The sequence below is a fragment of the Telluria sp. PB2R4 genome (assembly GCF_059685695.1).
Genome location: NZ_JCASIC010000009.1, coordinates 197256 through 220057, shown reverse-complemented (window position 1 = coordinate 220057; position 22802 = coordinate 197256). Strand labels below are relative to the sequence as shown.

At 66.3% G+C, this 22802-nt stretch carries 24 protein-coding genes; 11 read left to right on the top strand and 13 right to left on the bottom strand.

Annotated features, from left to right (window positions below; all coding sequences use genetic code 11):
- Positions 1-6 precede the first annotated feature (6 nt).
- The 4 genes from AC56LU_RS16475 to AC56LU_RS16460 form a co-directional block, all read right to left on the bottom strand.
- The gene (locus AC56LU_RS16475) at positions 7-882 is read right to left on the bottom strand and encodes an extracellular catalytic domain type 1 short-chain-length polyhydroxyalkanoate depolymerase (RefSeq protein ID WP_497176691.1); all 876 of its coding nucleotides are present in this window, start codon (positions 880-882) and stop codon (positions 7-9) included.
- A 72-nt stretch (positions 883-954) separates the two neighbouring features.
- Positions 955-2178 carry a sensor histidine kinase gene (locus AC56LU_RS16470; protein ID WP_497176690.1) on the bottom strand — a complete coding sequence of 408 codons (1224 nt, stop codon included), beginning with the start codon at positions 2176-2178 and terminating at the stop codon, positions 955-957.
- Positions 2171-2878 (bottom strand): response regulator transcription factor, encoded by a 708-nt coding sequence (locus tag AC56LU_RS16465; protein ID WP_497176689.1) that lies wholly within the window; start codon positions 2876-2878, stop codon positions 2171-2173. Before AC56LU_RS16465 ends, AC56LU_RS16470 begins: the two co-directional genes overlap by 8 nt.
- A complete protein-coding gene (locus AC56LU_RS16460) occupies positions 2875-4131 on the bottom strand; it encodes an MFS transporter (protein ID WP_497176688.1) in 1257 nt (418 codons plus the stop codon). Before AC56LU_RS16460 ends, AC56LU_RS16465 begins: the two co-directional genes overlap by 4 nt.
- A 105-nt stretch (positions 4132-4236) precedes the next feature.
- Between AC56LU_RS16460 and AC56LU_RS16455 the strand changes: the two genes are divergently transcribed.
- Positions 4237-4425 carry a hypothetical protein gene (locus tag AC56LU_RS16455; protein WP_497176687.1) on the top strand — a complete coding sequence of 63 codons (189 nt, stop codon included), beginning with the start codon at positions 4237-4239 and terminating at the stop codon, positions 4423-4425.
- A gap of 31 nt (positions 4426-4456) precedes the next feature.
- Here the strand turns inward: AC56LU_RS16455 and AC56LU_RS16450 are convergent, their stop codons facing one another.
- Entirely contained in the window at positions 4457-5479 is a 1023-nt protein-coding gene (locus AC56LU_RS16450; protein WP_497176686.1) for a CDP-6-deoxy-delta-3,4-glucoseen reductase, read from the bottom strand.
- 142 nt (positions 5480-5621) lie between these two features.
- Here AC56LU_RS16450 and AC56LU_RS16445 point away from each other — a divergent pair, with 142 nt between their 5' ends.
- Both AC56LU_RS16445 and AC56LU_RS16440 read left to right on the top strand, forming a co-directional pair.
- A complete protein-coding gene (locus tag AC56LU_RS16445; protein WP_497176685.1) occupies positions 5622-6545 on the top strand; it encodes an NAD(P)H-binding protein in 924 nt (307 codons plus the stop codon).
- Positions 6542-6769 (top strand): hypothetical protein, encoded by a 228-nt coding sequence (locus tag AC56LU_RS16440; protein ID WP_497176684.1) that lies wholly within the window; start codon positions 6542-6544, stop codon positions 6767-6769. The genes AC56LU_RS16445 and AC56LU_RS16440 overlap by 4 nt, the downstream gene beginning before the upstream one ends.
- A 166-nt stretch (positions 6770-6935) precedes the next feature.
- On the opposite strand, the gene AC56LU_RS16435 is transcribed toward AC56LU_RS16440, so the two are convergent.
- From AC56LU_RS16435 to AC56LU_RS16425, 3 genes are all read right to left on the bottom strand, one after another.
- Positions 6936-7736, bottom strand: coding sequence for a glycine-rich domain-containing protein (locus AC56LU_RS16435; protein WP_497176683.1), 801 nt, complete (start codon positions 7734-7736; stop codon positions 6936-6938).
- A 229-nt stretch (positions 7737-7965) separates the two neighbouring features.
- The gene (locus tag AC56LU_RS16430; RefSeq protein ID WP_497176682.1) at positions 7966-9777 is read right to left on the bottom strand and encodes a sensor histidine kinase; all 1812 of its coding nucleotides are present in this window, start codon (positions 9775-9777) and stop codon (positions 7966-7968) included.
- Positions 9778-10038: 261 nt separating this feature from the next.
- On the bottom strand, positions 10039-11808 hold the full coding sequence (locus AC56LU_RS16425) for a glutamine--tRNA ligase/YqeY domain fusion protein (RefSeq protein WP_497176681.1): 1770 nt from the start codon (positions 11806-11808) through the stop codon (positions 10039-10041).
- A 140-nt stretch (positions 11809-11948) separates the two neighbouring features.
- On the opposite strand from AC56LU_RS16425, the gene AC56LU_RS16420 reads away from it, so the two are divergent.
- From AC56LU_RS16420 to AC56LU_RS16395, 6 genes are all read left to right on the top strand, one after another.
- The gene (locus AC56LU_RS16420) at positions 11949-12086 is read left to right on the top strand and encodes a hypothetical protein (RefSeq protein WP_497176680.1); all 138 of its coding nucleotides are present in this window, start codon (positions 11949-11951) and stop codon (positions 12084-12086) included.
- 80 nt (positions 12087-12166) lie between these two features.
- Complete coding sequence (locus AC56LU_RS16415) at positions 12167-12457, top strand: DnaJ domain-containing protein (RefSeq protein ID WP_497176679.1); 291 nt, start codon at positions 12167-12169, stop codon at positions 12455-12457.
- 80 nt (positions 12458-12537) lie between these two features.
- Positions 12538-13047 (top strand): hypothetical protein, encoded by a 510-nt coding sequence (locus AC56LU_RS16410; protein WP_497176678.1) that lies wholly within the window; start codon positions 12538-12540, stop codon positions 13045-13047.
- The gene (locus AC56LU_RS16405) at positions 13044-13829 is read left to right on the top strand and encodes a hypothetical protein (protein ID WP_497176677.1); all 786 of its coding nucleotides are present in this window, start codon (positions 13044-13046) and stop codon (positions 13827-13829) included. Before AC56LU_RS16410 ends, AC56LU_RS16405 begins: the two co-directional genes overlap by 4 nt.
- Positions 13830-13846: 17 nt before the next feature.
- Positions 13847-14719, top strand: coding sequence for a hypothetical protein (locus AC56LU_RS16400; RefSeq protein WP_497176706.1), 873 nt, complete (start codon positions 13847-13849; stop codon positions 14717-14719).
- Between the two features lie 7 nt (positions 14720-14726).
- A complete protein-coding gene (locus tag AC56LU_RS16395) occupies positions 14727-15947 on the top strand; it encodes an MFS transporter (RefSeq protein ID WP_497176676.1) in 1221 nt (406 codons plus the stop codon).
- Here AC56LU_RS16395 and AC56LU_RS16390 read toward each other — a convergent pair.
- The 3 genes from AC56LU_RS16390 to AC56LU_RS16380 all read right to left on the bottom strand — a co-directional run bounded on the left by AC56LU_RS16390 (position 15933) and on the right by AC56LU_RS16380 (position 17942).
- On the bottom strand, positions 15933-16475 hold the full coding sequence (locus tag AC56LU_RS16390; protein ID WP_497176675.1) for a DUF2812 domain-containing protein: 543 nt from the start codon (positions 16473-16475) through the stop codon (positions 15933-15935). The genes AC56LU_RS16395 and AC56LU_RS16390 overlap by 15 nt on opposite strands.
- The gene (locus tag AC56LU_RS16385; RefSeq protein ID WP_497176674.1) at positions 16472-16810 is read right to left on the bottom strand and encodes a PadR family transcriptional regulator; all 339 of its coding nucleotides are present in this window, start codon (positions 16808-16810) and stop codon (positions 16472-16474) included. The genes AC56LU_RS16390 and AC56LU_RS16385 overlap by 4 nt, the downstream gene beginning before the upstream one ends.
- A 109-nt stretch (positions 16811-16919) precedes the next feature.
- Positions 16920-17942, bottom strand: coding sequence for a lysozyme inhibitor LprI family protein (locus AC56LU_RS16380; protein ID WP_497176673.1), 1023 nt, complete (start codon positions 17940-17942; stop codon positions 16920-16922).
- Positions 17943-18140: 198 nt separating this feature from the next.
- On the opposite strand from AC56LU_RS16380, the gene AC56LU_RS16375 reads away from it, so the two are divergent.
- Entirely contained in the window at positions 18141-18464 is a 324-nt protein-coding gene (locus tag AC56LU_RS16375; protein WP_497176672.1) for a hypothetical protein, read from the top strand.
- Positions 18465-18510: 46 nt separating this feature from the next.
- On the opposite strand, the gene AC56LU_RS16370 is transcribed toward AC56LU_RS16375, so the two are convergent.
- Entirely contained in the window at positions 18511-19764 is a 1254-nt protein-coding gene (locus AC56LU_RS16370; protein ID WP_497176671.1) for a CaiB/BaiF CoA transferase family protein, read from the bottom strand.
- Positions 19765-19938: 174 nt separating this feature from the next.
- On the opposite strand from AC56LU_RS16370, the gene AC56LU_RS16365 reads away from it, so the two are divergent.
- Positions 19939-20808 carry an aspartyl protease family protein gene (locus AC56LU_RS16365; protein WP_497176670.1) on the top strand — a complete coding sequence of 290 codons (870 nt, stop codon included), beginning with the start codon at positions 19939-19941 and terminating at the stop codon, positions 20806-20808.
- A 25-nt stretch (positions 20809-20833) separates the two neighbouring features.
- On the opposite strand, the gene AC56LU_RS16360 is transcribed toward AC56LU_RS16365, so the two are convergent.
- On the bottom strand, positions 20834-22624 hold the full coding sequence (locus AC56LU_RS16360; protein ID WP_497176669.1) for a cation:proton antiporter domain-containing protein: 1791 nt from the start codon (positions 22622-22624) through the stop codon (positions 20834-20836).
- Positions 22625-22802: the final 178 nt, after the last annotated feature.

Genomic DNA, 22802 nt, shown 5'->3' with positions numbered 1-22802 from the left:
TCCGGTTCAGCGCCGGTGGCGGCTGAAGAACTGCCACATGAGCTCGTTCGCGTCGACGTCGCGTGTCGTTTTTCCGATCGGCAAGCCCACGTTGAACGGATCGGCCCCGGGCCAGGTATGGCCGCCGTCCCTGACCGTCACCAGGGCCACGCGGGTGTCGGCGTCGCCCTGCTCGATATAGCTGACCTCGGTACCGTCGCCGCGGTCGGTGTCGATCGTGCGCGCCGGTCCGGGCGCCGTCTCGAACCCGTTACGCCTGGCCCAATAGCGCTGGCTCTCGCTGGCGGACAGGTAGCCGCCGGCCTTGCCGTCATAAGCGACCACCTTGTCGGCGCTGCCATGGATCAGCATCACGCCGACCTTGCCGGTTTTCGTGTGGTGCTGCACCAGCGGCTCGGGCGTCGGCCCGCCCACCGAGGCCACCGCCGCGAAGCGCTCGGGCAGGTCGGCGGCCAGGCGCAGCGCGAAGAAGCCGCCGCGCGACAGGCCGGTGGCGTAGACGCGCGTGGCGTCGACCCGGTAATCCTTCTTGAGCTTGGCCAGCAGGGCCTCGGTGAAGCCGACGTCGTCGGTGCCGCCGAGCCAGGGCATGTCGAAGCCGACGTTCCAGTCTCCCTTGATGCCGAGCGGGTAGACCACGATGAAGCGGTGGCGGTCGGCGGCGCGGTTCATGCCGGTGTACAGCATTTGCTCGGCCATGCTCATGCCGCCGCCGTGGAAGTTGAACACGACCGGATACGGCTGCTGCGCTTCGCTATGGTACGACGGTGGGGTGTAGACGATGTAGCGGCGCTTCTCTTCCTTGTGGACCAGGCTGCTCACCTGGGCAAGGGCGGTGCTGCAGGCGCTGGACAGGACCAGCAGGGCGATCAGGATTTTCATGGCGTGCTCCAAGTGATGGAGCACCCAGCGTAAGGGGGCGGTGGTGAAATCGCGGTGAAATCCGCCGGCTTTTCACGATGCGGCGCGGGGCACGATCTCGACCCGGTACGCCGATTCGCCCGGATGGAAGGCGATCTCCCAGCCCATGCTGGCGGCCACCCGCGCCAGCAGGTTCTGTCCGTGCGCGAAGCCCTGTATCCGGCGCACCTGCGCCGCGTCCACGGTATTGGCGATGCCGAGCCGGCCGTCGGCCCAGCGGATCGTGAGCCTGGCCTGCGGCCCGCCATGGAACAGGGCGTTGCCTACGCAGTTGGCGACCAGCAGCGCGGCGAGGTGCCGGTTGCCTACTACCTGCAAGCGGTCCGGAAGGTCCAGCACCAGGCGCTCCTCGTCCCATTCTTCCGCCCCGGGCAGGCGCAGCAGCGCCCCCTCGATGCAGTCGCGCAGGTCGAACACCGCGTGCCCGAGGTGCTCGGCGCGCGCCAGTGCGAACAGGACGTCGATAGTGGCGCGCAGCTCGTCCACCCCGGCCTGCAGCTGGCCGAGTTCGTGCCGCTCGAGCGGGCGCGAAGCCGCCAAAGCCAGCGTGTTGTTCATGACGGTGAGCGGCGTGCGCAGTTCGTGGCCGACGTCGCGCGTGAAGTCGTGCTCGCGCCGCAGGGCCGCCTGCAGCGCGCTGAAACTGCTCTCCAGGCGTTCGGCGAGAATGCCGATTTCGTCCCGCCGGTGGCGCGCGCTGAAGCCGGCCGTGCCGCCGGGCCGCAAGGCTTGCGCCTCCTGCGCCAGCGCCTGCAGCGGCTGGACCAGGCGCCGCGCCAGCACCCAGGCCAGCAGCAGGGCCAGTGCGATCAACGCCACCGCGACGAAGACCAGCACCCCGCCCACGTCCTGCACCACTTTCGAGACCACCAGCACGGGCGCCACGTCGGCCAGTATATGGATGCGGCGCTTGCCGGCCTCACTGGACAGCTCACGCACCATCAGGTGATAGTGCTGGCCGGTCTCCGTGAACACCTCGGCGCGCAGGTCGAAGGGCGAGGTCGCCGCGCGCACCGCCGCCGGTAGCGTATCGCGGCTGGCGTGGAGGGTGATGAGGTCGGTGCTGGGCCGGGGCAGGGCGCCATCGCGGGCCATGTGCGCTTCGATGGCGGCAGCTTCCCGTTCCAGCAGCCGTCCGACCAGCATGTCTTCGGTGACGTAGGCGATCACCACCGCCAGCCCGGTGTAGCACAGGCAGATCAGGACGGTGAAGCCGGCCAGCGCGGCGAACAGGCTGCGGCGGATGGACTTAGTCATCGCCATCGCCAGGGGCTTCCAGGTCGAGCCGGTAGCCCAGCTGCAGGATGGTGGCCAGCAGCTTGCGTCCGGACGCCGCTTCGAGCGTCTTGCGCAAGGTGTAGATGTGCGACTTCAGGGCATCGCTGCCGGGCGGATTGGCGCCCCACAGGTGCTGGACCAGCGCCGCGCGCGAGACCGGATGCGGGTGCTCCCGGCACAGCAGGAGCAGGATGTTGAAGCCGAGCTGGGTCAGGACCAGCGGCCGGCCCTCGTGGAAGGCGCGCTTCTCGCGGGCCAGCAGGGTGAATGGCCCGACGCGCATTTCGTGGTGCTGGTGCAGGGCGCCGCGCCGCGCCAGCGCTTCGCAGCGCAGCGCCACCTCGCGCAGGTCGAAGGGCTTGGCCAGGTAATCGTCGGCGCCTTCGCGAAAGCCTTGCGCCTTGTCCTCGAAAGCGTCGCGCGCGGTCAGCATCAGGACCGGCACGTTGCTCGGGGCGCCCGCCTTGATCGCGCGGCAGACCTGCAGTCCGTCCAGGTCGGGCAGGTTAAGGTCGAGCAGCACCACGTCGTAGGGCTGCTGCGTGGCCAGCTGGATGGCCAGCTTGCCGGTGCCGGCATGGTCGAGCTGCCAGCCCAGGCCAGCGAGGAAATCGACCAGCTGGCGGGCGATGGTCGGGTGGTCTTCGACCACCAGCACGCTCAGCACCGGCCGGTTCATGCCTTTTCCTTTTCATTTTCCTTTTCATGGTGCGGGAAGCGGTCCATGCGCGACAGCACCGGGAACAGCACGGCCCACAGGCCGGTAACAAGCAGCGTGGCCGCGCCGCCCAGCAGGATCGCGCGGGTCAGGCCGAGCCAGCCGGCGGTGACGCCCGATTCGAATTCGCCCAGTTCGTTCGAGGCGCCGATGAAGACCGAATTCACCGCACTGACGCGTCCGCGGATGTCGTCCGGCGTTTCGTATTGCACCAGCAGGTGGCGGATGTACACGCTCACCATGTCGCCCGCGCCGAGCAGGAACAGGGCGCCCAGCGCCACCGGGAAGCTGTTGGTCGAGCCCATCACCAGCGTGCACAGGCCGAACACGGCCACGCCGCCGAACATCCACAGGCCGACCAGGCGCGTGATCGGGAAGAAGGCGAGCAGGATCGAGCACAGCGCCGCCCCCAGGCCGGGCGCGCTGCGCAGCCAGCCCAGCGCGGCCGGCCCGGCCTGCAGCACATCGTGCGCGTAGGCCGGCAGCAGGGCGGTGGCGCCGCCGAACAGCACTGCGAACAGGTCGAGCGAGATCGCGCCCAGCACGATCGGGCGCGACTTCACGAAGCGCAGGCCCTCGAGCAGCGACGCCAGGCTCACCGGGCCCTGGCTGCGCGCCTGCGGCGCGGCGCGGGTGCGCGACATGCACAGCACGGCGACCGTGAGCAGGCTGGCGGCGACCAGGTGCACGGTCATCGGACCGAAGACATACAGCAGGCCGCCGACGACCGGGCCGGCGATCACGGCCACGTGGAAGGTCGAGGAACTCAGGGCCACGGCCTGGCTGAAGTCGCGGTCCGGCACCAGGTTCTTGAGCACCGCCTGCGAGGCCGGCATCATGAAGGCGCGCGCGGAGCCGAACAGCACCAGGATCGCGAACACCGGCCACACGATGCTGGTCCCGCTGGCCGTAAACCCCACCAGCAGCAGGCTGCACAGCAGTTGCACGGCCATGCACAGCAGGACGATGTTGCGGCGGTTGTGGCGGTCGGCCACGTGGCCGGCCCACAGGATCAGCACCAGGAAAGGCGCGAACTGCGCCAGGCCGATCAGGCCGAGGTCGAACAGGCTCTTGGTGATCTGGTAGACCTGCCAGCCGATGGCGACGCTCTGCATCTGCACCGCGAGGGTGCCCAGGAAACGGGCGGAGAGGTAGTAGGCGAGATTGCGGTTGCGCAGGACGGACAGGCCGCTGGAAGAGGACAGCAGGGACATGAAGGGCTTTCGGGGACGGTGCAGGAAACGCTAGTTGCCATTGTGCCCCAAATATGCCTCTACCGTAGGGTGGGCGGGTCTCCCGCCCACGCGTTCAACCAGCTGATGATCGATCGCACCGCCTCGAATCAAACCAACCAGCTGATGATCGTTCGCACCGCCTCGAATCAAACCAACCAGCTGATGATCGATCGCACCGCCTCGAATCAAACCAACCAGCTGATGATCGATCGCACCGCCTCGAATCAAACCAACCAGCTGATGATCGATCGCACCGCCTCGAATCAAACGTAATTTGAACGCGTGGGCGGCAAAGCCGCCCACCCTACGCGAGATCCGCTTCGCTGGTGAAGGCGTCGGCGAAGAACTCGTCTTCCGGCAGCCCGCACTGCGCCACGTAGTCGCGCCGCGCCGAATCGACCATGACCGGCGCGCCGCAGGCATACACCTGGTGGCCCGAGAGGTCGGGAAGATCCTGCATCACGGCCGCATGCACATAGCCGGTGCGGCCCTGCCAGGCGTCTTCCGGCAGCGCGTCCGAAATCACCGGCACGTACTGGAAGTCCGGCAAGGTGGTTTCCCAGGCGCGGCACAGTTCGTCCATGTACAGGTCCTGCGGGCGGCGGCCGCCCCAGTACAGGCGCACGGGGCGCGTCGACTTCAGGTGCATCAGGTGCTCGACCAGCGCCTTCACGGGCGCGAAGCCGGTGCCGGAGGCCAGCAGCACGATCGGCTTGCTCGATTCTTCGCGCAGGAAGAAGGTGCCGAGCGGGCCTTCGAAGCGCAGGATGTCGCGCTCCTTCATGGCGCCGAAGACGTGGTCGGTGAACAGGCCGCCCGCCAGGTGGCGGATGTGCAGCTCGAGCGGGCCGCTGAACGAGGGCGCGCAGGCGATGCTGTAGGCGCGGCGCTTGCCGTCCTTGAGCAGGAATTCGATGTACTGGCCGGCGCGGTAGGCCAGCGCTTCGTTGGCCGGCAGCTGCAGCGTGACGATGGCGACGTCGGGCGCGGCCTTCCTGACGCCGGCTATCCGGGTCGGCATCTTGCGCACCGGGTACTCCGAACTGCCGCCCACTTCGCGCGCTTCGATCACCAGGTCCTGCTGCGGCACGGCGCAGCAGAACAGCGACATGCCCTGGGTCTTTTCGATATCGGTGAGGGCGCGCTGCTGGTGCGGCTTGTGGGCGACTTCGCCGATGGCCACCCGGCCCTTGCACGAACCGCAGGCGCCGTTCTTGCAGCCGTAGGGCAGGCCGATGCCGGCGCGAATGGCGGCGGACAGGACGGTTTCGTCGGCTTCGCAGGTGAACTGGTGGCCACTGGGCTGGACGGTGATCTGGAAAGTCATGCAGTATCTGAGTTTGACGATATTTGTTGGGCGGTATTCTACACCGCGGCCCCCGGGGCCGTGAAACGCCAGGACGGGGCTGTGCTAGAGTGGCAGGCTTTCATCCGCATCGCACCCCTGTTTCCTCTCCTACTGCGCCGCCATGATCCAGCCTCCCGCTTTCCACCGTCCGCGCCTGCTCATCGTCGGCTGCGGCGACGTCGGCATGCGCCTGCTGCCGCTGCTCGCCGGGCGTTTCCGCGTGTTCGCCCTCACCAGCCAGCCGGAGCGCCGGGCCGAGCTGCGGGCGGGCGGGGCGGTGCCGGTGGTGGCGGACCTCGACCGTCCCGCGACGCTGGGCCGCCTGTGCGGGCTGGCCGACTGGGTCGTGCACCTCGCCCCGCCGCAGCCGGAAGGCGATCTCGATCGCCGCACGCGCCACCTGGTGGCGGCGCTGGGCAAGGCCAGGCGCCTGGTGTATGTGAGCACCAGCGGCGTATATGGCGATTGCGGCGGCGCGCTGGTACGCGAGACGCGGCCGGTGGCGCCGCGCAACGCACGCGCGCAGCGGCGCGTCGACGCCGAACGGGTGCTGCGCGCCTGGGCGCTGGCCACCGGCACCGGCTTGTCGATCTTGCGCGTGCCGGGCATCTATGCCGCCAACCGCCTGCCGCGCAAGCGGCTGGAGCAGGGCACGCCGGCCCTGCGGCCGGAAGACGACGTGTACACCAACCACATCCACGCCGACGACCTGGCGCGCATCGTGGCACTGGCACTGTTCCGGGCCCGCGGCGCGGGGCGGGTGCTGCATGCGGTGGACGACACGCGCATGATGATGGGCGAGTATTTCGACGCGGTGGCCGACGCCCTGGCGCTGGCGCGGCCGCCGCGCCTTCCGCGCGCCGAGCTGCAGGCGCTGGTGTCGCCGACGCTGCTTTCCTTCATGTCCGAATCGCGGCGCCTCGACAACACGCGCCTCAAGCGCGAGCTGCGCCTGCGCCTGCGCTACCCGGACGTGCCGGCGGCGCTGGCGTACCTGGGCGCGACTCCCGTACAATCGGGCACCCAGAATGAGAGGCCAGCATGACCTATGAAGAATACCTCGACGAAGTGACCACGCTGATCGTCGAAAAATACGGCGTCACCGACGCCGCCGCGATCAGGATCGTGGTCGCCGCGCAGGACAAGGAATATTTCGTGGCGCACGACGACAAGCCCGAGATGCGCACGGTCGAACGTGCCCACACCGACGCGCGCGCCCTCTACCAGGCCAGCGGCCTGGCCAAGGCCGCGCCAGGCAAGAAAAAGTAAGTCCCGCACCCCCAGCCCGCATCCCGGGCGGCTCCACTGCTCGACGTTGCTTCCGGTTCGCCGGAGGCATGATGGTCAAGACTGAAGTAGACGGGCGCGCGCTCGCTGCCTGAAAGAAAACGGCCGGTAGGCGACTGTCGCCCTACCGGCCGCAGACTGAGGGGAGTCAGGCCGCTTGCACCAGCTCCTTGCCTGGTGCAGCGCAGTAGGCGTACGCGGAGCTGGCGGCCGCGCCCGGCTTGCCCGGCGCGGCGCAGTAAGCGTATACGGCGTTGGCGGCTGTGCCCGGCTTGCCCGGCGCGGCGCAGTAGGCGTATGCAGTGTTGGCCGCCTCGAGGGGCCTGCCCGGCGCTGCGCAGTAAGCGTATGCGGCGTTGGCGGCTTCGAGGGGCTTGCCCGGCGCGGCGCAGTATGCGTATGCGTCGTTGGCGGCTTCGCGTGGCTTGCCCGGCCCGGCGCAGTAAGCATACTTGGCGCTGGAGCTGGCGGCTTCGCGCGGCTTGCCCGGCCCGGCGCAGTAAGTATACTTGGCGTTGGCGCCTTCGTGCGGCTCGTCCGATGAGGAGCAGAAAGCGTATGCGGCGTTGGCGGCAGCCATGGCGCCGAATTCCGCCTCGTAGATCTCGCGCATGCGCTGGCCCCCGGCAGCGTGGTCGCCTTCATTCGCACCCGCGCCAATGCCGACGTACGGATAGTGGTGCAGGAAGTAGCCGAACAGCGCTTCGCAATCGCGGGCGTACTTCAGCGTGTCGAGGATGTGATAGTGCCAGAAGGTGTCGACGTCAACGGTCGGCGAGGCGTCCGCATCGGGGTATTTCTTCATCAGGAACAGGAAGCGCCGGTACTCCGTTTCCACCGCGTCGGCGCGCACTGCGGACCAGCCTTCGCCAGATTCCACGTGCATCAGTTTCATTTTGATCGGGGCAAGATCAAGCGTTTCAAACGCTGCAAATTCTTTGGTCGACATGTTTATCACCTTTTGTTTTGAACAGTTTATGTAGGCATTTCTATTGTTATCCCTAGCTTGAAGCGGTACTCGAGAATGTCCTCCTGAGTGATCGGTTTGCGTTAATCGGTAGCCAAGAAAAGCGTCTTGACCGGTGGCAGTGATAACCAGTGTCCTGCGATCGGTCACGCTTGGCGTTGAGTTCAATCAAGCAATAAACTGCTGTGCAGAAACGCGACAACATCCAAGCTCAGGCCAGTACCGACACCGCGGAATTGCTGGCGCGGCCGGTGATGGTGGACGGGTCCGGCATGTGCCCGTGCAAGGGGATGGTGACGACGATGGCGGTGCCGGTATCGGGTCCGCTGCTGATCGAGAAGCTGCCACCGAGGATGTTGACGCGCTCCTCGATGCCGACCAGTCCGAAGGAGCCACTACGGGTGCGGCTGCCCGGCTGCATGCCCACGCCGTTGTCGCGGATCGTCATCGTCAGCATGTCGGCATGCTGGTGCAGGTCGATGCGCACCCTGGTCGCGCGCGCGTGCCGCGCCACGTTGTTGAGCGACTCCTGGAGGATGCGGAAGAAGGCGGTGGCGCAATGGTCGTCGAGGTGGTGCTCGGTCTCGTCCTCGACCAGTTCGCATTCGATCCCGGTGCGGCGCGCGAAATCGGCCACCTGCCAGTCCACTGCCGCGTTCAGGCCCAGGTCGAGCACGTTCGGGCGCAGGTCGTTGATGATGTGGCGCACGCTGCGGATGGTCAGGTCGATCTGGCGCACCGTCGCCGCGGCGCGCTCGTACAGGCGGCCGTGGCTGTTGCGCGTGCGGTTGGCGAGGATCTCGGCCTCGATCTTCAGCGCCAGCAAATTCTGTGCAAGCTCGTCGTGGATTTCGCGCGCGATGCGCTTGCGCTCGCCCTCCTTGATCTGTTCGGCGTGTGCCGCCAACTGGCGCAGTTTCTCGTTGGTAGCCTGCAGCTTGGCCTGGCTGGCACGCAGTTCGCGCGTCATGTCCTCGGCCATGCGCAGCGCGTTGCGGCGCGCCGAGGCCATGGTCTGGAACAGCGCGTAGAGGAGGGCGGTGCTAAGCGAGCCGGCAACTGCGGCCAGCCAGGGATAATAAGAGTCGAAACGCGTATACAAGGCGGAACTGGCGATGCTGAAATCGGCGCGCCAACGGCGCTTCTTGAATTCGATCGGCAGGCTGGCCCGCAGCAGGTTCGCCTCGTCGAGCACTGTTCGGGTTTTCGTCGTCCAATGGCTGTCGTAGAGCACCGCGTTGGGCCTGGACTCGCCCGGTTCCAGAGGCACATCGTCGAGGTCGGTGATTACCAGGCGCACGCCATCGGCCGGGAATCCCGCGAGTGCGCCGTTGACCATCATGTTGACCCCGAAACCGATGCCGACGGTGCCAATGTAGGCGGCGCGGCGTTGCAGGATGGTATCGGTCGGCATGCGACTGCGGTACACGGGCAGGCGCATCGCGAGGATGTTCTGATAGGGGCCCGAGCCCGGCAACACGTTAACGCGGAGACCCGATGAAGTGAAGGAATTGTTGTCGCGTGCCGCTTCCACTGTGCGGCGGATGTAGGGCCGTGCTTCCAGGTCGAGGCCGAGCTTGTCGAGCGATTCCGGGATGGGAGGTTCCATGTAGACGATGACTGTGTAGCTGTCCCGGCCGGGCACGGGCTGCAGTTTCCTGGCAGGCTCGGGCCTGCCGTAGGCGCGCAGGCGGCGGCGCACGTCCGCGTCCACCGCCGTCAATTCAGCGGGGCCGACATTGCGCGCATAGTTCATGGCATGCAGGCCAGGGAAATTGCGGGGCGTGTCGAGCTGCTCGACGTAGTGGCGGAAATCGTCGGCGCTGGCATCCGGGTTGGCGTGGAACAGCCCGGCCATGCCGCGCAGGACGTCGGTATAGCTCTTGATGCGGGCATCGATCGCGAACTGGGCGGTGCGCGCCATGCCGCGAAAGCGCGTCTGGGCATCGCTTTCGATCGCCTTGGCGGTGGCCAGGTGCAGCGTGGCGCCGACAGAAACGGACAGCAATGTCCCGATCAGCATCGTCGTCGGCAATACGACATGATGATGGGAGGAACGGCGGGGTGACATAGTCCGAATCTCGCTTGCAAGGTGAAGTCGTCGCGCTAATGCGACATACATGCCTACGCTAAGCTTCTTTACGGAGCGAAGAACCTATCAGGTTTGTCAGGTATAGCAAATATGCAACGAAATGATCAGGATGGAAACGTTTCGAAAGCATGACAAAAAAATAGGGGAAGGGCGCCAGGCACCTTTCCCCCATTTCTCGAGCGCGTTTGAAACTTATTTACCCCAGCTGTCCTTCAGCGTCGTCACGCGGTTGAACACCGGCTTGCCCGGCTGTGTATCCACGCGGTCCGCCACGAAGTAGCCGTGGCGCTCGAACTGGAAGCGCTGGTCGGCCACCGCATCCTTCATGCCCGGCTCCAGGTAGGCCGTGACGGTCTCGAGGGCGTTCGGGTTGAGCGCGGCCTTGAAGTCCTTGCCGCCGGCATCCGGCTGCGCCTCGGTGAACAGGCGGTCGTACAGGCGCACTTCGGCCGCCAGGGCGGTGGCCGCGCTGACCCAGGTGATATTGCCCTTGACCTTGTAGTTGTCCGCACCCGGCGTACCCGACTTCGAGTCTTCGAAATACTTCACGTGCACGGCCGTTACCTTGCCGTCGGCATCCTTGTCGAAGCCCGTGCACTCGACCACGTAACCGTACTTCAGGCGCACGCGCGAACCCGGCTGGTCGCCGCTCGGCGGCGTGAAGCGGTGGTAGCCCTTGGTCGGGACTTCCATGAAATCGTCCTGTTCGATCCACAGCTCGCGGGTGAAGGGGAAGCGGCGCAGGCCCATGTCGGGGTGGTGCGGGTGGACCGGTGAAGTGCACTCGACCGACTCGCCTTCGGGGAAGTTGTCGACGATGAGGCGCAAGGGACGCAGCACCGCGATGGCGCGCGGCGCCTTCGGATCGAGGTCGTCGCGCAGCGCGCCTTCCAGCGTGCTCATGTCGATCCAGCCGTCGGCTTTCGACACGCCGATGCGCTCGCAGAACAGCTGGATCGATTCCGGCGTGTAGCCGCGGCGGCGCAGGCCGACGATGGTCGGCATACGCGGATCGTCCCAGCCGGTGACCACACCTTCGTCGACCAACTGGCGCAGCTTGCGCTTGGAGGTGACCACATAGGTCAGGTTCAGGCGCGCCATCTCGTACTGGCGCGGCACCGGGCGCGGGAAGAAGCCGCCGTCGGCCAGCGTGTCCACCAGCCAGTCGTACATCGGGCGGTGGTCCTGGAACTCGAGCGTGCAGATCGAATGGGTGATGTTTTCCAGCGCGTCCGAGATCGGATGCGTGTAGTCGTACATCGGGTAGATGCACCAGTCGTCACCGGTGCGGTGGTGGTGCGCATGGCGGATACGGTACAGCGCCGGATCGCGGTTGGTCATGTTCGGCGAGGCCATCGCGTCTTCCGACATCTTGGCGCGCAGGATGTGCTCGCCATCCTTGTACTTGCCTGCCTTCATGTCGCGGAACAGCTGCAGCGATTCCTCGACCGGGCGGTTGCGGAAAGGCGAGTTGGTGCCCGGCGTGCCGAAGTTGCCGCGGTTTTTCGCCATGTCGGCGGCACTCTGGCTGTCCACATAGGCCTTGCCTTCGCGGATCAGGTACTCGGCCATCTCGTACAGCTTGTCGAAGTAATCGCTGGCGTAGTGCAGGTATTCGCCGTCGCCCTGTTCCCAGCTGAAGCCGAGCCATTTCACGGAATCCATGATGGTGTCGACGTATTCCTGGTCTTCCTTCTCCGGATTGGTATCGTCGAAGCGCAGGTGGCAGCGGCCGTTGTAGTCGCGCGCCAGGCCGAAGTTCAGGCAGATCGACTTGGCGTGGCCTACGTGCAGGTAACCGTTCGGCTCCGGCGGAAAACGGGTGATCACGGGTGGCATGCCTTCGCGCGCATGCGTGCCTGCCGCCAGGTCGCTTTCGATAATGGCGCGCAGGAAGTTGGACGAAGGGGGCGCAGGGTTTCCAGCCTTCGCAGCCGCCGGGGTATTCATTTCGTTGCTCATGGAAAAAAGTTGAATAGGTTATGACGGACATTTTACCGTAAGGCAGGGGGGAGCCGGACCGGTATGTGGTGGAGCGCACGGTACAACGCATTCAAACGATACATACTTGGGGCATGCAGATCCATTCGCAAGGCTCAACCATGAAAACCCTCGCCACCCATCCGGAACTGGTCCGCGCCTGGCTGCTGGCCCTGGCCGGCATGCCGCTGCCCCCGTCCCCCACGCTGCAAGCGGCCCGTCCGCAGGCCACGCCGCCGGCCCAGCCTGGCCGCCGCTGAACGGCGCCGAAGCGTCCGCCTCGCCAGCTTATCGCTTTATATAGGATAATCCCGGTTTGGCCGTTACGCGGGAGTGTTTTTTGGAAAATCTATACGCGATTCTCGGCGTCGCCCCGAACGCCGCCGACGACGAGATCAAGAAGGTCTATCGCTCGCTGGCGATGCGCTACCACCCGGACCGTAACCAGGCGCCGGGCGCCGAAGCACGCTTCAAGGCTGTCACGAAGGCCTATGAAATCCTGTCCGATCCGGTCAAGCGCGCCGAATACAACCAGAGCGTCAACCACCGCATCGTGCTCGATGCCGAGGCCGAAGCCTTCGAGCTGTGGCGCTCGCTGTTCGCGCTCAACGGCGTGAATCTACCCAACTGACCGGGGCGACGCTCGCCTGCAGGCCCGAGAGGCTGGCCCACCGTGGCCGCCGGCCCAACAATGAATCAACAGGACACACAATGAAAAACGTACATCCCGAATTCTCGTTCCAGTCGCGCGAACTGGAAGGACAGATCGAGGGCACGCTGGGCGATCCGCCCAACAAGAAGAACTACGACATGATGGTCAGTGCGCTGGTCTCCGAATACGCCAGCGGATCGGGCCTGGACGACGTCAACCTGATGGCCTTCGCACTCGTTGATTGCATCAAGTTCAAGGATCCGAAAGGCCTGATGCGCGAGGCCGCCGACTACGAGGGCAGCGGCCCGGACGGCGTATTCGCGATGGCCGAGTGCAGCGGCGAGCAGGGCGGCGCCATGTACGAGGCGATGTGCGCGAATTATCCCGAGCTGGCGCGCCAGGCCATCATCACGGCCTTCCTGTACAAGAACCAGGGCCGCTGGGAAGACGAAGACCGTGACTTCGCGCGTCTCGGCGAAGGCGACGAAGGCGACGACGACGACATGGAAGACTCGGCCGCCACCGACGACTTCACCCAGCTGTTCGATGCGGATGGAGAGCGCGAATGAGTGACGAAGGCAAACAAGCCAATCTGCCGGCATTGACCAGGCAGGTCAGCGAACTGGTGCTGGCCGGTTCGCTCGAGCACGCCGAAGAGGCGTTCTCGCAGGCGGCCGACGAGCACGGCGACTACGCCGTGGCCGAAGTGCTGGCGACGCTGCCGCCGCAGGTCACCGCGCTGCACCTGTCCGGCTTCGACGGCGCCAAGACCTCGCTGGCCACCATGCTGGTGCCGCCCAGGGCCTGGGCCGAAAGCCTGGCCTACATCGCCGCCACCTGGCCGGACAACCTCATCGAAGACGACCCCGAGCGCATCGCCGAGAACCTGTTCAACCACGTGCACGGCATCGTCTACGCCAACGACGACGACGAGCGCCGCCACGAACTGCTGCAGGAAGCATCAAGCACCGACCATGGCGCCACCGTGTTCGCGATCCTGTGGTCGCTGGCGCCGAAGGAAATCCTCGAAGTCGCCGGCGAAATCCTGTCGAAAGGCCGCTACGTCACCGCCCAGACCAGCGGCGACAGCGACATCGCGCCGCTGGCGGTCGACCTGGCCAAGGCCAGCGAGGACGGCTGGGAGCGTTCGCTGCTCGAGCTGTTCCCGGAGTTCCGCCATAGTGCCGAGATGGCCGACGTCGAGTTGCCGGACGACCCGGACGAAGAATCGCCCTTCATGCAGCGCAGCACGCGCGAACTGCTGTACCGCCTGCGCAAGCAGGTGCCGTCGGTGCGCAGCATGCCGCGTCGCGGCAACCGCCGCAGCATGGGCACGGACATCTTCTCGTGAGCGGGGCGCCTGCGACCATGCTGCCCGCCATCGTCATCGAGAAGCTGCCGCGCCTGGTGCGTGCGATCAAGCTGCTGCCAGGCGAGGCCACCGACGAGGAGGCCACGGTGCTGGCCGACGAACTGGCCGGCATCACCGCCATGGTGGCCGAGAAGTTCACCAATGACCGCACCGCCGAAGGCATCCAGCGCGCCCTGCTGCTGACCGTGGGCGGCGTCTCGCTCGGCCTCGAGCACCTGCTCGACACCGAGGACGACCTCGACGCGCTCGATATCCTGATCGAGGAGGGCGCCGAGCTGGTATTCCAGCAAGGCTTCCGCATGGTGAAGGAACTGTCCGCGCTGCCCGAGGACAGCCTGGTGGGCGAGTACGACGTCGACCCGATCTATTCCCAGCGGCGCCTGAAGGAACTGTTCGTCGACCTGTGCACGGCCGATCCGGGCGAGAGCTGGTCCGGCTACGAACGTTACCTGTCCCAGCTGAAGGAGCGCCAGGGCGTGCAGGCGATCGTGCGCGCGGCGCAGTGGATCCGCCGCCACCATTACGAAGGCCCGATCAACGACCCCGACCTGAACGCCGAAGGCGTGATCGCGCTGGCGGTCATCTTCGCGGTCGAGGGGGGCGGGCGCATCACGGCGCGCACCGGACAGAAGGAGTTCGAGCGCCTGGTGAAATCGGTGCGCAAGAACAAACCGGACTTCGAAGCCGGCTGGGCCGCGCTGATGGAAAAGATCCCGGCGGCGCACCAATCCGTCATCGCCGATCGCATCGCCACCTACCGCGCGCACTGCACGGTGCTGCAGCACATCGACACCCGCGCGAGCATGAAGCAGCTCTTCACCGAGCTGGAGAACTACGCCGGGTCCGAACTCGACGCGGACCTGCCGTAAGCCAGCCATGAACGGTGCGCGCGGAACGATCGCGGCCGGAAGCCCAGCCTTCCGCCGCATCAACCGCGCAATGGCCTTTGGCGGCTTTTCCGTCTTTGCGCTGCTGTACTGCGTCCAGCCGCTGATGCCGCTGCTGGCGCAGGATTTTTCCCTCACTCCCGCACAAAGCAGCCTGGCGCTGTCGGTGTCGACCGCGGCGCTGGCGGTGGCGCTGTTGGTCTCCGGCAGCGTGGCCGACCGCATCGGCCGCAAGCAGCTGATGGTGGCCTCGATGGTCGGCGGCGCGCTGCTCACCCTGTTGTCCGCCTTCGCGCTCGACTACATCCAGCTGGTCGGCGTGCGCGTGCTGCTCGGCCTGGTGCTGGGCGGCCTGCCGGCGGTGGCCATGGCCTACCTCAGCGACGAGATCGAAGCGACCTCGCTCGGCCTGTCGATGGGCATGTACATCAGCGGCTCCGCGTTTGGGGGCATGAGCGGGCGGGTGCTGTCTTCGGTGATCAGCGACGTCGTCTCATGGCGCATCGCGGTCGGGCTGCTGGGGGTGGCCGGGCTGTATGCGGCCTGGGAATTCTCGCGCAGCCTGCCGCCCTCGCGCCATGGCGAGACCAGGCGGGCGCGGGGACCGGGCTTCGTCGACGGCCTGCGCATCCACCTGGCGGACGAAGGCCTGCCCTGGCTGTTCGTGCTGCCTTTTCTCTTGATGGGCGTGTTCGTGAGCCTGTACAACTACATCAGCTACCGGCTGCTCGCGCCGCCCTTCGGCCTGAGCCAGAGTGCGGTGGGCGCGGTGTCGCTGCTGTATTTGCTGGGCATGTTCAGCTCGATGTGGGCCGGCAAGCTCGCGGACCGGCTCGGGCGCCGTAACGTGCTGTGGCTGTTCATGGGCGTGATGATCGCGGGGCTGCTGGTGACGCTGCACGATTCCGTCATCGCCATCGTGCTCGGCACCGGGGTGGCGACCTTCGGCTTCTTTGCCTCGCATTCGGTGACCAGCAGCTGGGTCGGCCGGCGCGCGCGGCCGCCGCAGGCGCTGGCATCGGGCATCTACCTGTTCTGCTACTACCTGGGCTCCAGCGTGGTGGGCTGGTTCACCGGCTATGTGTGGGCAGGCTGGGGCTGGCCGGGCGTGGTGGCCGTGCTGGGCGCGCTGCTCGGCGCAGCGATGGGCATCGCGCTGCGCTTGCGGCGGCTCGCGCCGGCCCCCATGCCGGCATCAGGCCGGCAATGACGTGTTCAGTTCGCGGACCCTCAGCCACAGCCGCAGGATCGAATACGGCATGACCATCAGGTAGACCGCCAGGGCGCCGCCGTAGGCCACCAGGAAAGGCATGGACAGCTGGGGCAGCTTGCTCGGCATGTCCAGGACGAAAAAGGTGACGAAGAGGGGCATGGCGGCGGCTACGAACAGGACGAGCCTTTGCCTGAACTTGTTGGCCTTCGATGCATTGTCGGTGAACAGTGCCGGCGCCTTGCCCTTGACGGCCTGCGTACGCCAGTAATGCCAGCCTACGGTCTGCGCGGCCAGGGCCCAGCCGGCATCCTCCATCAGTTGCCGGAAGCCGGCGTCGTGGCTGGCGTTGGGAAAGTCGACCCGATACACGATGTCGGCCGGTTCGCCGCGGCGGAAGGTCCAGAAGCAGAATGGGCTCACCTTCACCAGGTGCAGGCCTTGTTGCGCCTTGGACCGCAGCCAGGCTTCCTGCTGCTCGTCCTCGTGCGCCCAGAACAATTTGAAAATCCGTACCGTCGTGCTCACGCCGCTTCTCCCTTGTTCGAATGTGAAAGTGCAAACTGCCCGTTGCGCACCATGATGGCGAGCCGTCGTACCTGCTCGGCCAGCACCAGGCGGCCCTTGTCCGTCAATCCATACGTCTTGCGCCGCTCGACTTCGCTGACTTTTTCGATCAGTCCCGCTTTTTCCAGGGAGGCAAAGGCGCCATAGAGCGTGCCAGGCCCGATGACCACCTTGCCTTCGCTCATCGCGTCGACTTTCTGCATCAGCGCATAGCCGTGCAGCGGTTCCTGCAGGGCTGCCAGCACGTAGAACGTGGCTTCCGATAGCGGCAGGTATTTCGCGTAATTGACGTCCACGTCGGCTCCCGGTTTGTGTCGTTGCCCGCTATATCGGATGGCGACATATCGAATGTCGATATAGTAGCAGCAGTGCCATGGGTGTCAACATATTTATGGATACCGCGGCTCAGCGGTACTCCAGGATCGCGTTCAGCTCCGCCAGACGCTGCCTGGTCAGCGCCACTGCGATCGCATCCCGGCTCGCGCCCGAGGATAACTGCGCCCGCAAGGCGAGGAAGGCGTCGCGGTAGGCGATCCAGCGCCGTTCGGCTTCGCGCACTTCCGCGCGCGTAATGGTCGACAGGCCGATGCGCTCCGGTTGCCCGGATTCGGACGGCGCCGGCGCCATCAGCTGCCGGTAGACGGCGTTGAGCTTCTTGTCGATGCGGGCCAGGTCCTGCGGCGATGCGGAGGGCAATGCATTGTCCAGCACCCTGGCCAGCGTCTCGACGAACTGGGCCTGGAGCTTGCCTTCGCGTGCGATTGCCAGGCCCGGCGCCGCGGTGCCCTGCATGTCGTTCTCGGCTGCGGCTGCATAACGGTCGGCCGCGGCATGCAGTTGCGTGAGTGCGCGCCGTGCGGATGGCGGCAGCGTCGCCGCATGGCGATCCAGGCGCGCCTTGCGGATGCGCTCGGCCTGGCCTTCGCGGATGCCGGCGCAGACGGTTCCCATATAGCCGCTGGTGATGTCGTCGCACTGGTCGAACACGGCGCCGGCAGGCTGTGGACCGCTGAGGTGGGCGATGCGTGCTTCCATCTCCGCTTTCGCGATGAACTCGAGCTTGCAGGCATGGTGGATGGCGATGTCGCTGTCCCTCGGCACGCCGAAGCCGTTCGCGTACAGCATCATGAGCACGGCATCGTCTTCCTGCGCCAGCGCGCATTCGCGCACCTGCCGCCATTCCGCATCCGACGTGGCAGCCTGGCTGCGCTTGTCGTAGTAGAGATCGCCGGCATTGCCGCGCTGTGCCGGAGTCTGGCTGCCCAGGCCGGGCGCGCTACGTCCTTCGACCCGCATGCACTGGCGGTACCAGGATTCGTCCCGGGAAAAAGGAACGCCGAAGTTGCTGGTGTTCGGGTAAGGCACAGCCTGTGCCAGGCCGGCCAGCAGGACAGTGCCGAACAGCATGGGATGGAATGGTCCGGACATGGTGAAAAGTTAGCAAAGTGGATGGCGGCCCTACCTTAGCGCATTTCGCTTGCTGGAAATCCTTGGATTCTCACGCAAGCTGAATGTTGTTCCAGAGTTGACGCGCGCACGGCTGAAATGCGTGCTTGAAATCCCTACCGGGAGGACTAAAGTGGTTGATTCCAGCGGCGTGACCGCATTACTTTCAGGAGGTCAATCATGTTGCAACCTGCCGAAATTCAACAGCGTTTCACCCAGATCCAGCAGACGATCAACCAGGCCGAAGAAGTGACCCGCAACGACCAGGGTGCACCGGAAGACATCCGTGATTGCATCCAGAAGATCGCCCACGAAATGCCGGAAGCCCAGCGCGTGATGCAGTCGAACGACCAGTCCAATATCATCCAGTGCATCGACCGGCTGGAAGAAATGGGTGACGAAGCCAAGCGGATGTGCCGTACCTCGCAGCCGTCGCCGCAGGTGGCGTCGGTGGTGACGCGGGTGCATGACGTGCTGTCGGAGCTGAAGCACCAGCTGCATTGACATGCCGTCCGTCGCGTGGGCGGGAAGACCCGTCCACGCGACGAGATCAGACGATCCCTTTGCCGCGCAGCGCGGCAATCTCTGCCTCGCCAAGCCCCAGCACGTCGTGCAGCACCTCGTCGGTATGCTGCCCCAGCAGCGGCGGCGCCTTGTCGCTGGTCGCGGGCGTGGCCGACATCCGGATCGGATTGCGCACCAGTTTCACTTTACCGGCGGTCGGGTGCGGCAATTCGATGGCGACCTCGCGCGCCTGCACCTGCTCGTTGGCGAACACTTCCTTGAGGTCGTTGATCGGCCCGCAGGGCACGCCTCGTGACTCCAGCAGGGCGATCCACTCGTCGCGCTTCTTCTCCTTTACCATCCCGGCCAGGAGCGGCACCAGCTGGTCGCGGTTCTGCACGCGCAGCGGATTGGTGGCGAAGCGCGGATCGTTAGCCAGCTGCGGCCTGCCGCCGGCTTCGACGAATTTCTGGTACTGCCCGTCGTTGCCGGTGGCGACGATGAGGTGGCCGTCCGCACAGGCGAAGGTCTGGTAAGGCACGATGTTGGCGTGCGCATTGCCCCAGCGTTTCGGCGGCTTGCCGGTGTTGAGGTAATTGCTGCCCATGTTGGCCAGCATCGCCACCTGGGTGTCGAGCAGGGCCATGTCGATGTGCTGGCCCTCGCCGGTGCGGTCGCGGTGGGTCAGCGCGGCCAGCACCGCCACCGTCGCGTACATGCCGGTCATCAGGTCGGTCAGCGCCACGCCCGCCTTTTGCGGGCCGCCGCCCGGCAGGTCGTCGCGTTCGCCGGTGACCGACATCAGCCCGCCCATGCCCTGGATCAGGAAGTCGTAGCCGGCACGGTGCGCATACGGGCCGTCCTGGCCGAAACCGGTGATCGAGCAATAGACCAGGTCGGACTTGATGGCTTTCAGGCTGGCGTAATCGAGGCCGTAGCGCTTCAGGTGGCCCACCTTGAAGTTCTCCAGTACAACGTCGCAATGCTTGACCAGTTCGCGCAGCAGGCTTTGTCCCTCGCTGCTGGCGATGTCCACCGTGACCGAGCGCTTGCCGCGGTTGGCCGACAGGTAGTAGGCGGCTTCGCCGGTATCGCGGCCTTGCTCGTCCTTCGCATAGGGCGGTCCCCAGGCGCGGGTGTCGTCGCCGTTGCCGGGGCGCTCGATCTTGATCACGTCGGCGCCGAGGTCGGCCAGGTTTTGCGAGCACCACGGGCCGGCGAGCACGCGCGACAGGTCGAGCACGCGGATGTGGCCGAGCGCCTTCGGCAGCGCGGCGGAAGGAAGTCCGGATTGCGTCATTCTGTTCCTGGAGGGTAGTCGGGACGAGGCAGGATTATAGCTGCCTGCCAGGACAGCGAACCCACGGATGCGTGAAAAGCGGCGCTTCGTCGCGCCCGGCCAGGATTCGTCGCAAAGCCGGTGCAGTGCCGCGCGTTGGAGCGAATACTGGCATTTTCTTTTCCAAGGAATGCCATGCCCAAGCTCCTGCCCCCGCTGTTCCTGCTTTGCCTTCCCTTGACAGCGATTGCAGCTCCGGAGGCATGCCGGCTGGCCGATGCAGCGGGCGCGAACTTCGCGGTGCAGGTTCCGTTCGAGGTCGTCGACGGACGCATCTACGTGCAAGCGCGCGTCAACGACGGCGGTCCTTTCAGGTTCGCCGTCGATACGGGAGCGAGCGGGATCGGGCGGGCGGATACGACGCTGGTGAACGTGCTGGGCCTGAAGCCGCAGGGCCAGGCCAGCACCTCGGACGGCGTGCAGACGGCCACGGTCGATACGGTGCAGCTCGACGCGCTGGCAGTGGGCGGCCTGGTGCGAAAAAACGTGGAAGTCATCACCCGCGATTACGGCGGCCGGATGCGGGCCGAGGCGCGCTTTCACGGCATCATCGCCCGCGATTTTTTCGCGGATGGCCTGCTGGTGCTGGACTATCCAAATAAAACCCTGTCATTCAGCCGGACGCTGGCCCTGCCTGCCACGGGACACGGCACCATCGGCTATGAACGCGCATTCCGCATTCCCGTTTCCGTCGGCGCTGTCCGGACCGAGGCCAACCTGGACACCGGCGCCAACGTCGGCTTCGTCATGCCCAAGGCCTTGTACGCGCAGCTTGCGCAGGCCCCGTTGGAACCGGCCGGGGCGGCAACCCTCACCAATACCCGAATCGAGACCTGGCGCGGGATGCTGCCCGGTCCTGTCACGATCGGCGCCGCCACGCTGCCGGACGTGGAGGTGCGGGTAGCGGACAGGTTCCCCGAAATGCTCGTCGGGGCGCATGTCCTGCAAAACTTCGTGGTGCTGATCGACCAGCGCGCGAAGCGCATTGCGCTGTGCGATCGATGAGCCAGTGTGACCGTCAGCCGGCCCGTCAGCCTGGCGTCACGCCGGACGCCTCCGGTTCCAGCAGCCTGGCGGTCACCAGGTCGCGCTCATGGTCGACGATCCCGTCCACCGTGCGCTCGTCCAGCCCCATCGCTTCCAGCACGAAGGCCGACAGCTGCAGGCTGGCTTCCAGCGTTTCCGGCACCACCACGCTGGCGCCGGCCAGGCGCAGGGCGCGCGCATGCTTCTCGTCGCGCGAGCGCACGAACAGGCGCGCATGCGGGAACTCGCGGCGGATGCCGCGCACCGCCTGCATGCTGGATGCCGGATGGTCCATGGTCAGCACGATCGCCGGCGCCTCGTCGGCATGTACGCGGCGCAGCAGTTCGGGGCGCGAGGCGTTGCCGAAGTAGACCGGCTTGCCTTCCGCGTGCAGCTTCGAGACCAGTTTGGCGTCGCATTCGAAGGCCACGAAGGGGATGTTCTGCTCGCCCAGCAGCTTGGCCAGCTGCTGGCCCACGCGGCCGAAGCCGGCGATGATGACGCGGCCGCGCGCCGAGGCCAGCGCGCGGCCGTCCGCGTCCGCAGCCAGTTCGTGCTGCGCGTGCTCATCGCGGTCGCCGATCAGGCGGCCCAGGCGCGCCAGCATCGGCGTGATGAACAGCGACAGCCCGACCACCAGCATGACCTGCGCGCCGAGCGCGGGCGCGAGCACCTGCGACGTCATGGCATAGCCGACCGCCACGAAGGCGAACTCGCCGCCCTGGCCCAGCAGCAGGCCGCCCTCGAGCGCACGGCTCCACGGCTGGCCGCCGATCCGCAGCAGAACTGCCACCACCAGCGCCTTGAGCAGCACCAGGCCGGCCGCCAGGGCCGCCAGCAACAGCGGCGCATCGACGATCTGGCGGGTGTCGATGCTCATCCCGACCGTCATGAAGAACAGGCCCATGAGCAGGCCCTTGAACGGCTCGACCGTCAGTTCGACCTCGTGCTTGAACTCGGTCTCGGCCAGCAGCAGGCCGGCGATCAGGGCGCCCAGCGCCATCGACAGGCCTGCCGCCGCGGACAGGCCGGCGATGCCGAAGGTGCTGAGCAGGATCAGCGCCATGAAGACGTCCGGCTGGCGGTGCGCGGCGAAGGAGCGGAACAGCTTGCGGACGATGCGCCCGCCGACCAGGTAGATCAGCCCGATGGCAATGGTGGCCTTGACCAGCGTGGTGAGCGCCACGAGGGCGACGCTGTCGCCGCTGCCGGCGCTGCTTCCCGCATTGTCCCCGCCGAGGGCGCCGATCAGGAGCAGGATCGGCACCACGGCAAGGTCTTGCAGCATCAGGATGGCAAAGGCGGCCTGGCCGAGTGGAGTGCCGGTGGCCTGCTGCTGGGCCAGCAATTGCATCACGACGGCCGTGGACGACAGCGACAGCACCAGTCCCACGATCAGGGCGGACTGGGTGTCGAGCCCGTAGAAGAGGAGCAGGGCGCCGCCGATCAGCGTGGCGCTGAGGATGACCTGCGCCGTGCCGGCGCCGAATACCCAGCGCCGCATCGCCCACAGGCGCGCCGCCGACAGTTCGAGGCCGATCATGAACATCAGGAACAGCACGCCGATCTCGGCCAGCGCCGCGATGCCCTGGTCGCGCGGGAAAGTGAGAAAGGCCAGCCAGGGGACGTCAGCGGCCAGCAGGCCCAGGCCGAAGGGGCCGACCAGGGTGCCGACCGCGAGGAAGCCCACCACCTGGTTGATGCGCAGGCGCTGGAGCAGGGGGATCAGGATGCCGGAGAGGATCAGGAAAAGCAGGATCTCCCGCAGGAAGGGGAAGGCGTGTTGCTCTTGCACGGTGGTGGCCGGTGGTGGTTGTTGGCCGATTGTAACGTGGGAGCGGGACTGTCAGGCTAGTGGCATCACTGCGGCCTTCGCGGGAAGTCGTATGCGCCGGTGGCGCGTACCACGGCTCTCAGGTTGCGTGTCGATAGCCGGGCCATCATTACCTATCGTCGAAGACCGTCGTCCCCGC

Coding starts and splice junctions, on each gene's coding strand:
- AC56LU_RS16430 (WP_497176682.1), bottom strand. CDS start 9,777: ATGCTGATCGGGACATTGCTGTCCGTTTCTGTCGGCGCCACGCTGCAC.
- AC56LU_RS16470 (WP_497176690.1), bottom strand. CDS start 2,178: ATGACTAAGTCCATCCGCCGCAGCCTGTTCGCCGCGCTGGCCGGCTTC.
- AC56LU_RS16475 (WP_497176691.1), bottom strand. CDS start 882: ATGAAAATCCTGATCGCCCTGCTGGTCCTGTCCAGCGCCTGCAGCACC.
- AC56LU_RS16435 (WP_497176683.1), bottom strand. CDS start 7,736: ATGTCGACCAAAGAATTTGCAGCGTTTGAAACGCTTGATCTTGCCCCG.
- AC56LU_RS16445 (WP_497176685.1), top strand. CDS start 5,622: ATGATCCAGCCTCCCGCTTTCCACCGTCCGCGCCTGCTCATCGTCGGC.
- AC56LU_RS16410 (WP_497176678.1), top strand. CDS start 12,538: ATGAAAAACGTACATCCCGAATTCTCGTTCCAGTCGCGCGAACTGGAA.
- AC56LU_RS16375 (WP_497176672.1), top strand. CDS start 18,141: ATGTTGCAACCTGCCGAAATTCAACAGCGTTTCACCCAGATCCAGCAG.
- AC56LU_RS16460 (WP_497176688.1), bottom strand. CDS start 4,131: ATGTCCCTGCTGTCCTCTTCCAGCGGCCTGTCCGTCCTGCGCAACCGC.
- AC56LU_RS16365 (WP_497176670.1), top strand. CDS start 19,939: ATGCCCAAGCTCCTGCCCCCGCTGTTCCTGCTTTGCCTTCCCTTGACA.
- AC56LU_RS16400 (WP_497176706.1), top strand. CDS start 13,847: ATGCTGCCCGCCATCGTCATCGAGAAGCTGCCGCGCCTGGTGCGTGCG.
- AC56LU_RS16465 (WP_497176689.1), bottom strand. CDS start 2,878: ATGAACCGGCCGGTGCTGAGCGTGCTGGTGGTCGAAGACCACCCGACC.
- AC56LU_RS16440 (WP_497176684.1), top strand. CDS start 6,542: ATGACCTATGAAGAATACCTCGACGAAGTGACCACGCTGATCGTCGAA.
- AC56LU_RS16405 (WP_497176677.1), top strand. CDS start 13,044: ATGAGTGACGAAGGCAAACAAGCCAATCTGCCGGCATTGACCAGGCAG.
- AC56LU_RS16370 (WP_497176671.1), bottom strand. CDS start 19,764: ATGACGCAATCCGGACTTCCTTCCGCCGCGCTGCCGAAGGCGCTCGGC.
- AC56LU_RS16455 (WP_497176687.1), top strand. CDS start 4,237: ATGATCGATCGCACCGCCTCGAATCAAACCAACCAGCTGATGATCGTT.
- AC56LU_RS16425 (WP_497176681.1), bottom strand. CDS start 11,808: ATGAGCAACGAAATGAATACCCCGGCGGCTGCGAAGGCTGGAAACCCT.
- AC56LU_RS16380 (WP_497176673.1), bottom strand. CDS start 17,942: ATGTCCGGACCATTCCATCCCATGCTGTTCGGCACTGTCCTGCTGGCC.
- AC56LU_RS16450 (WP_497176686.1), bottom strand. CDS start 5,479: ATGACTTTCCAGATCACCGTCCAGCCCAGTGGCCACCAGTTCACCTGC.
- AC56LU_RS16395 (WP_497176676.1), top strand. CDS start 14,727: ATGAACGGTGCGCGCGGAACGATCGCGGCCGGAAGCCCAGCCTTCCGC.
- AC56LU_RS16420 (WP_497176680.1), top strand. CDS start 11,949: ATGAAAACCCTCGCCACCCATCCGGAACTGGTCCGCGCCTGGCTGCTG.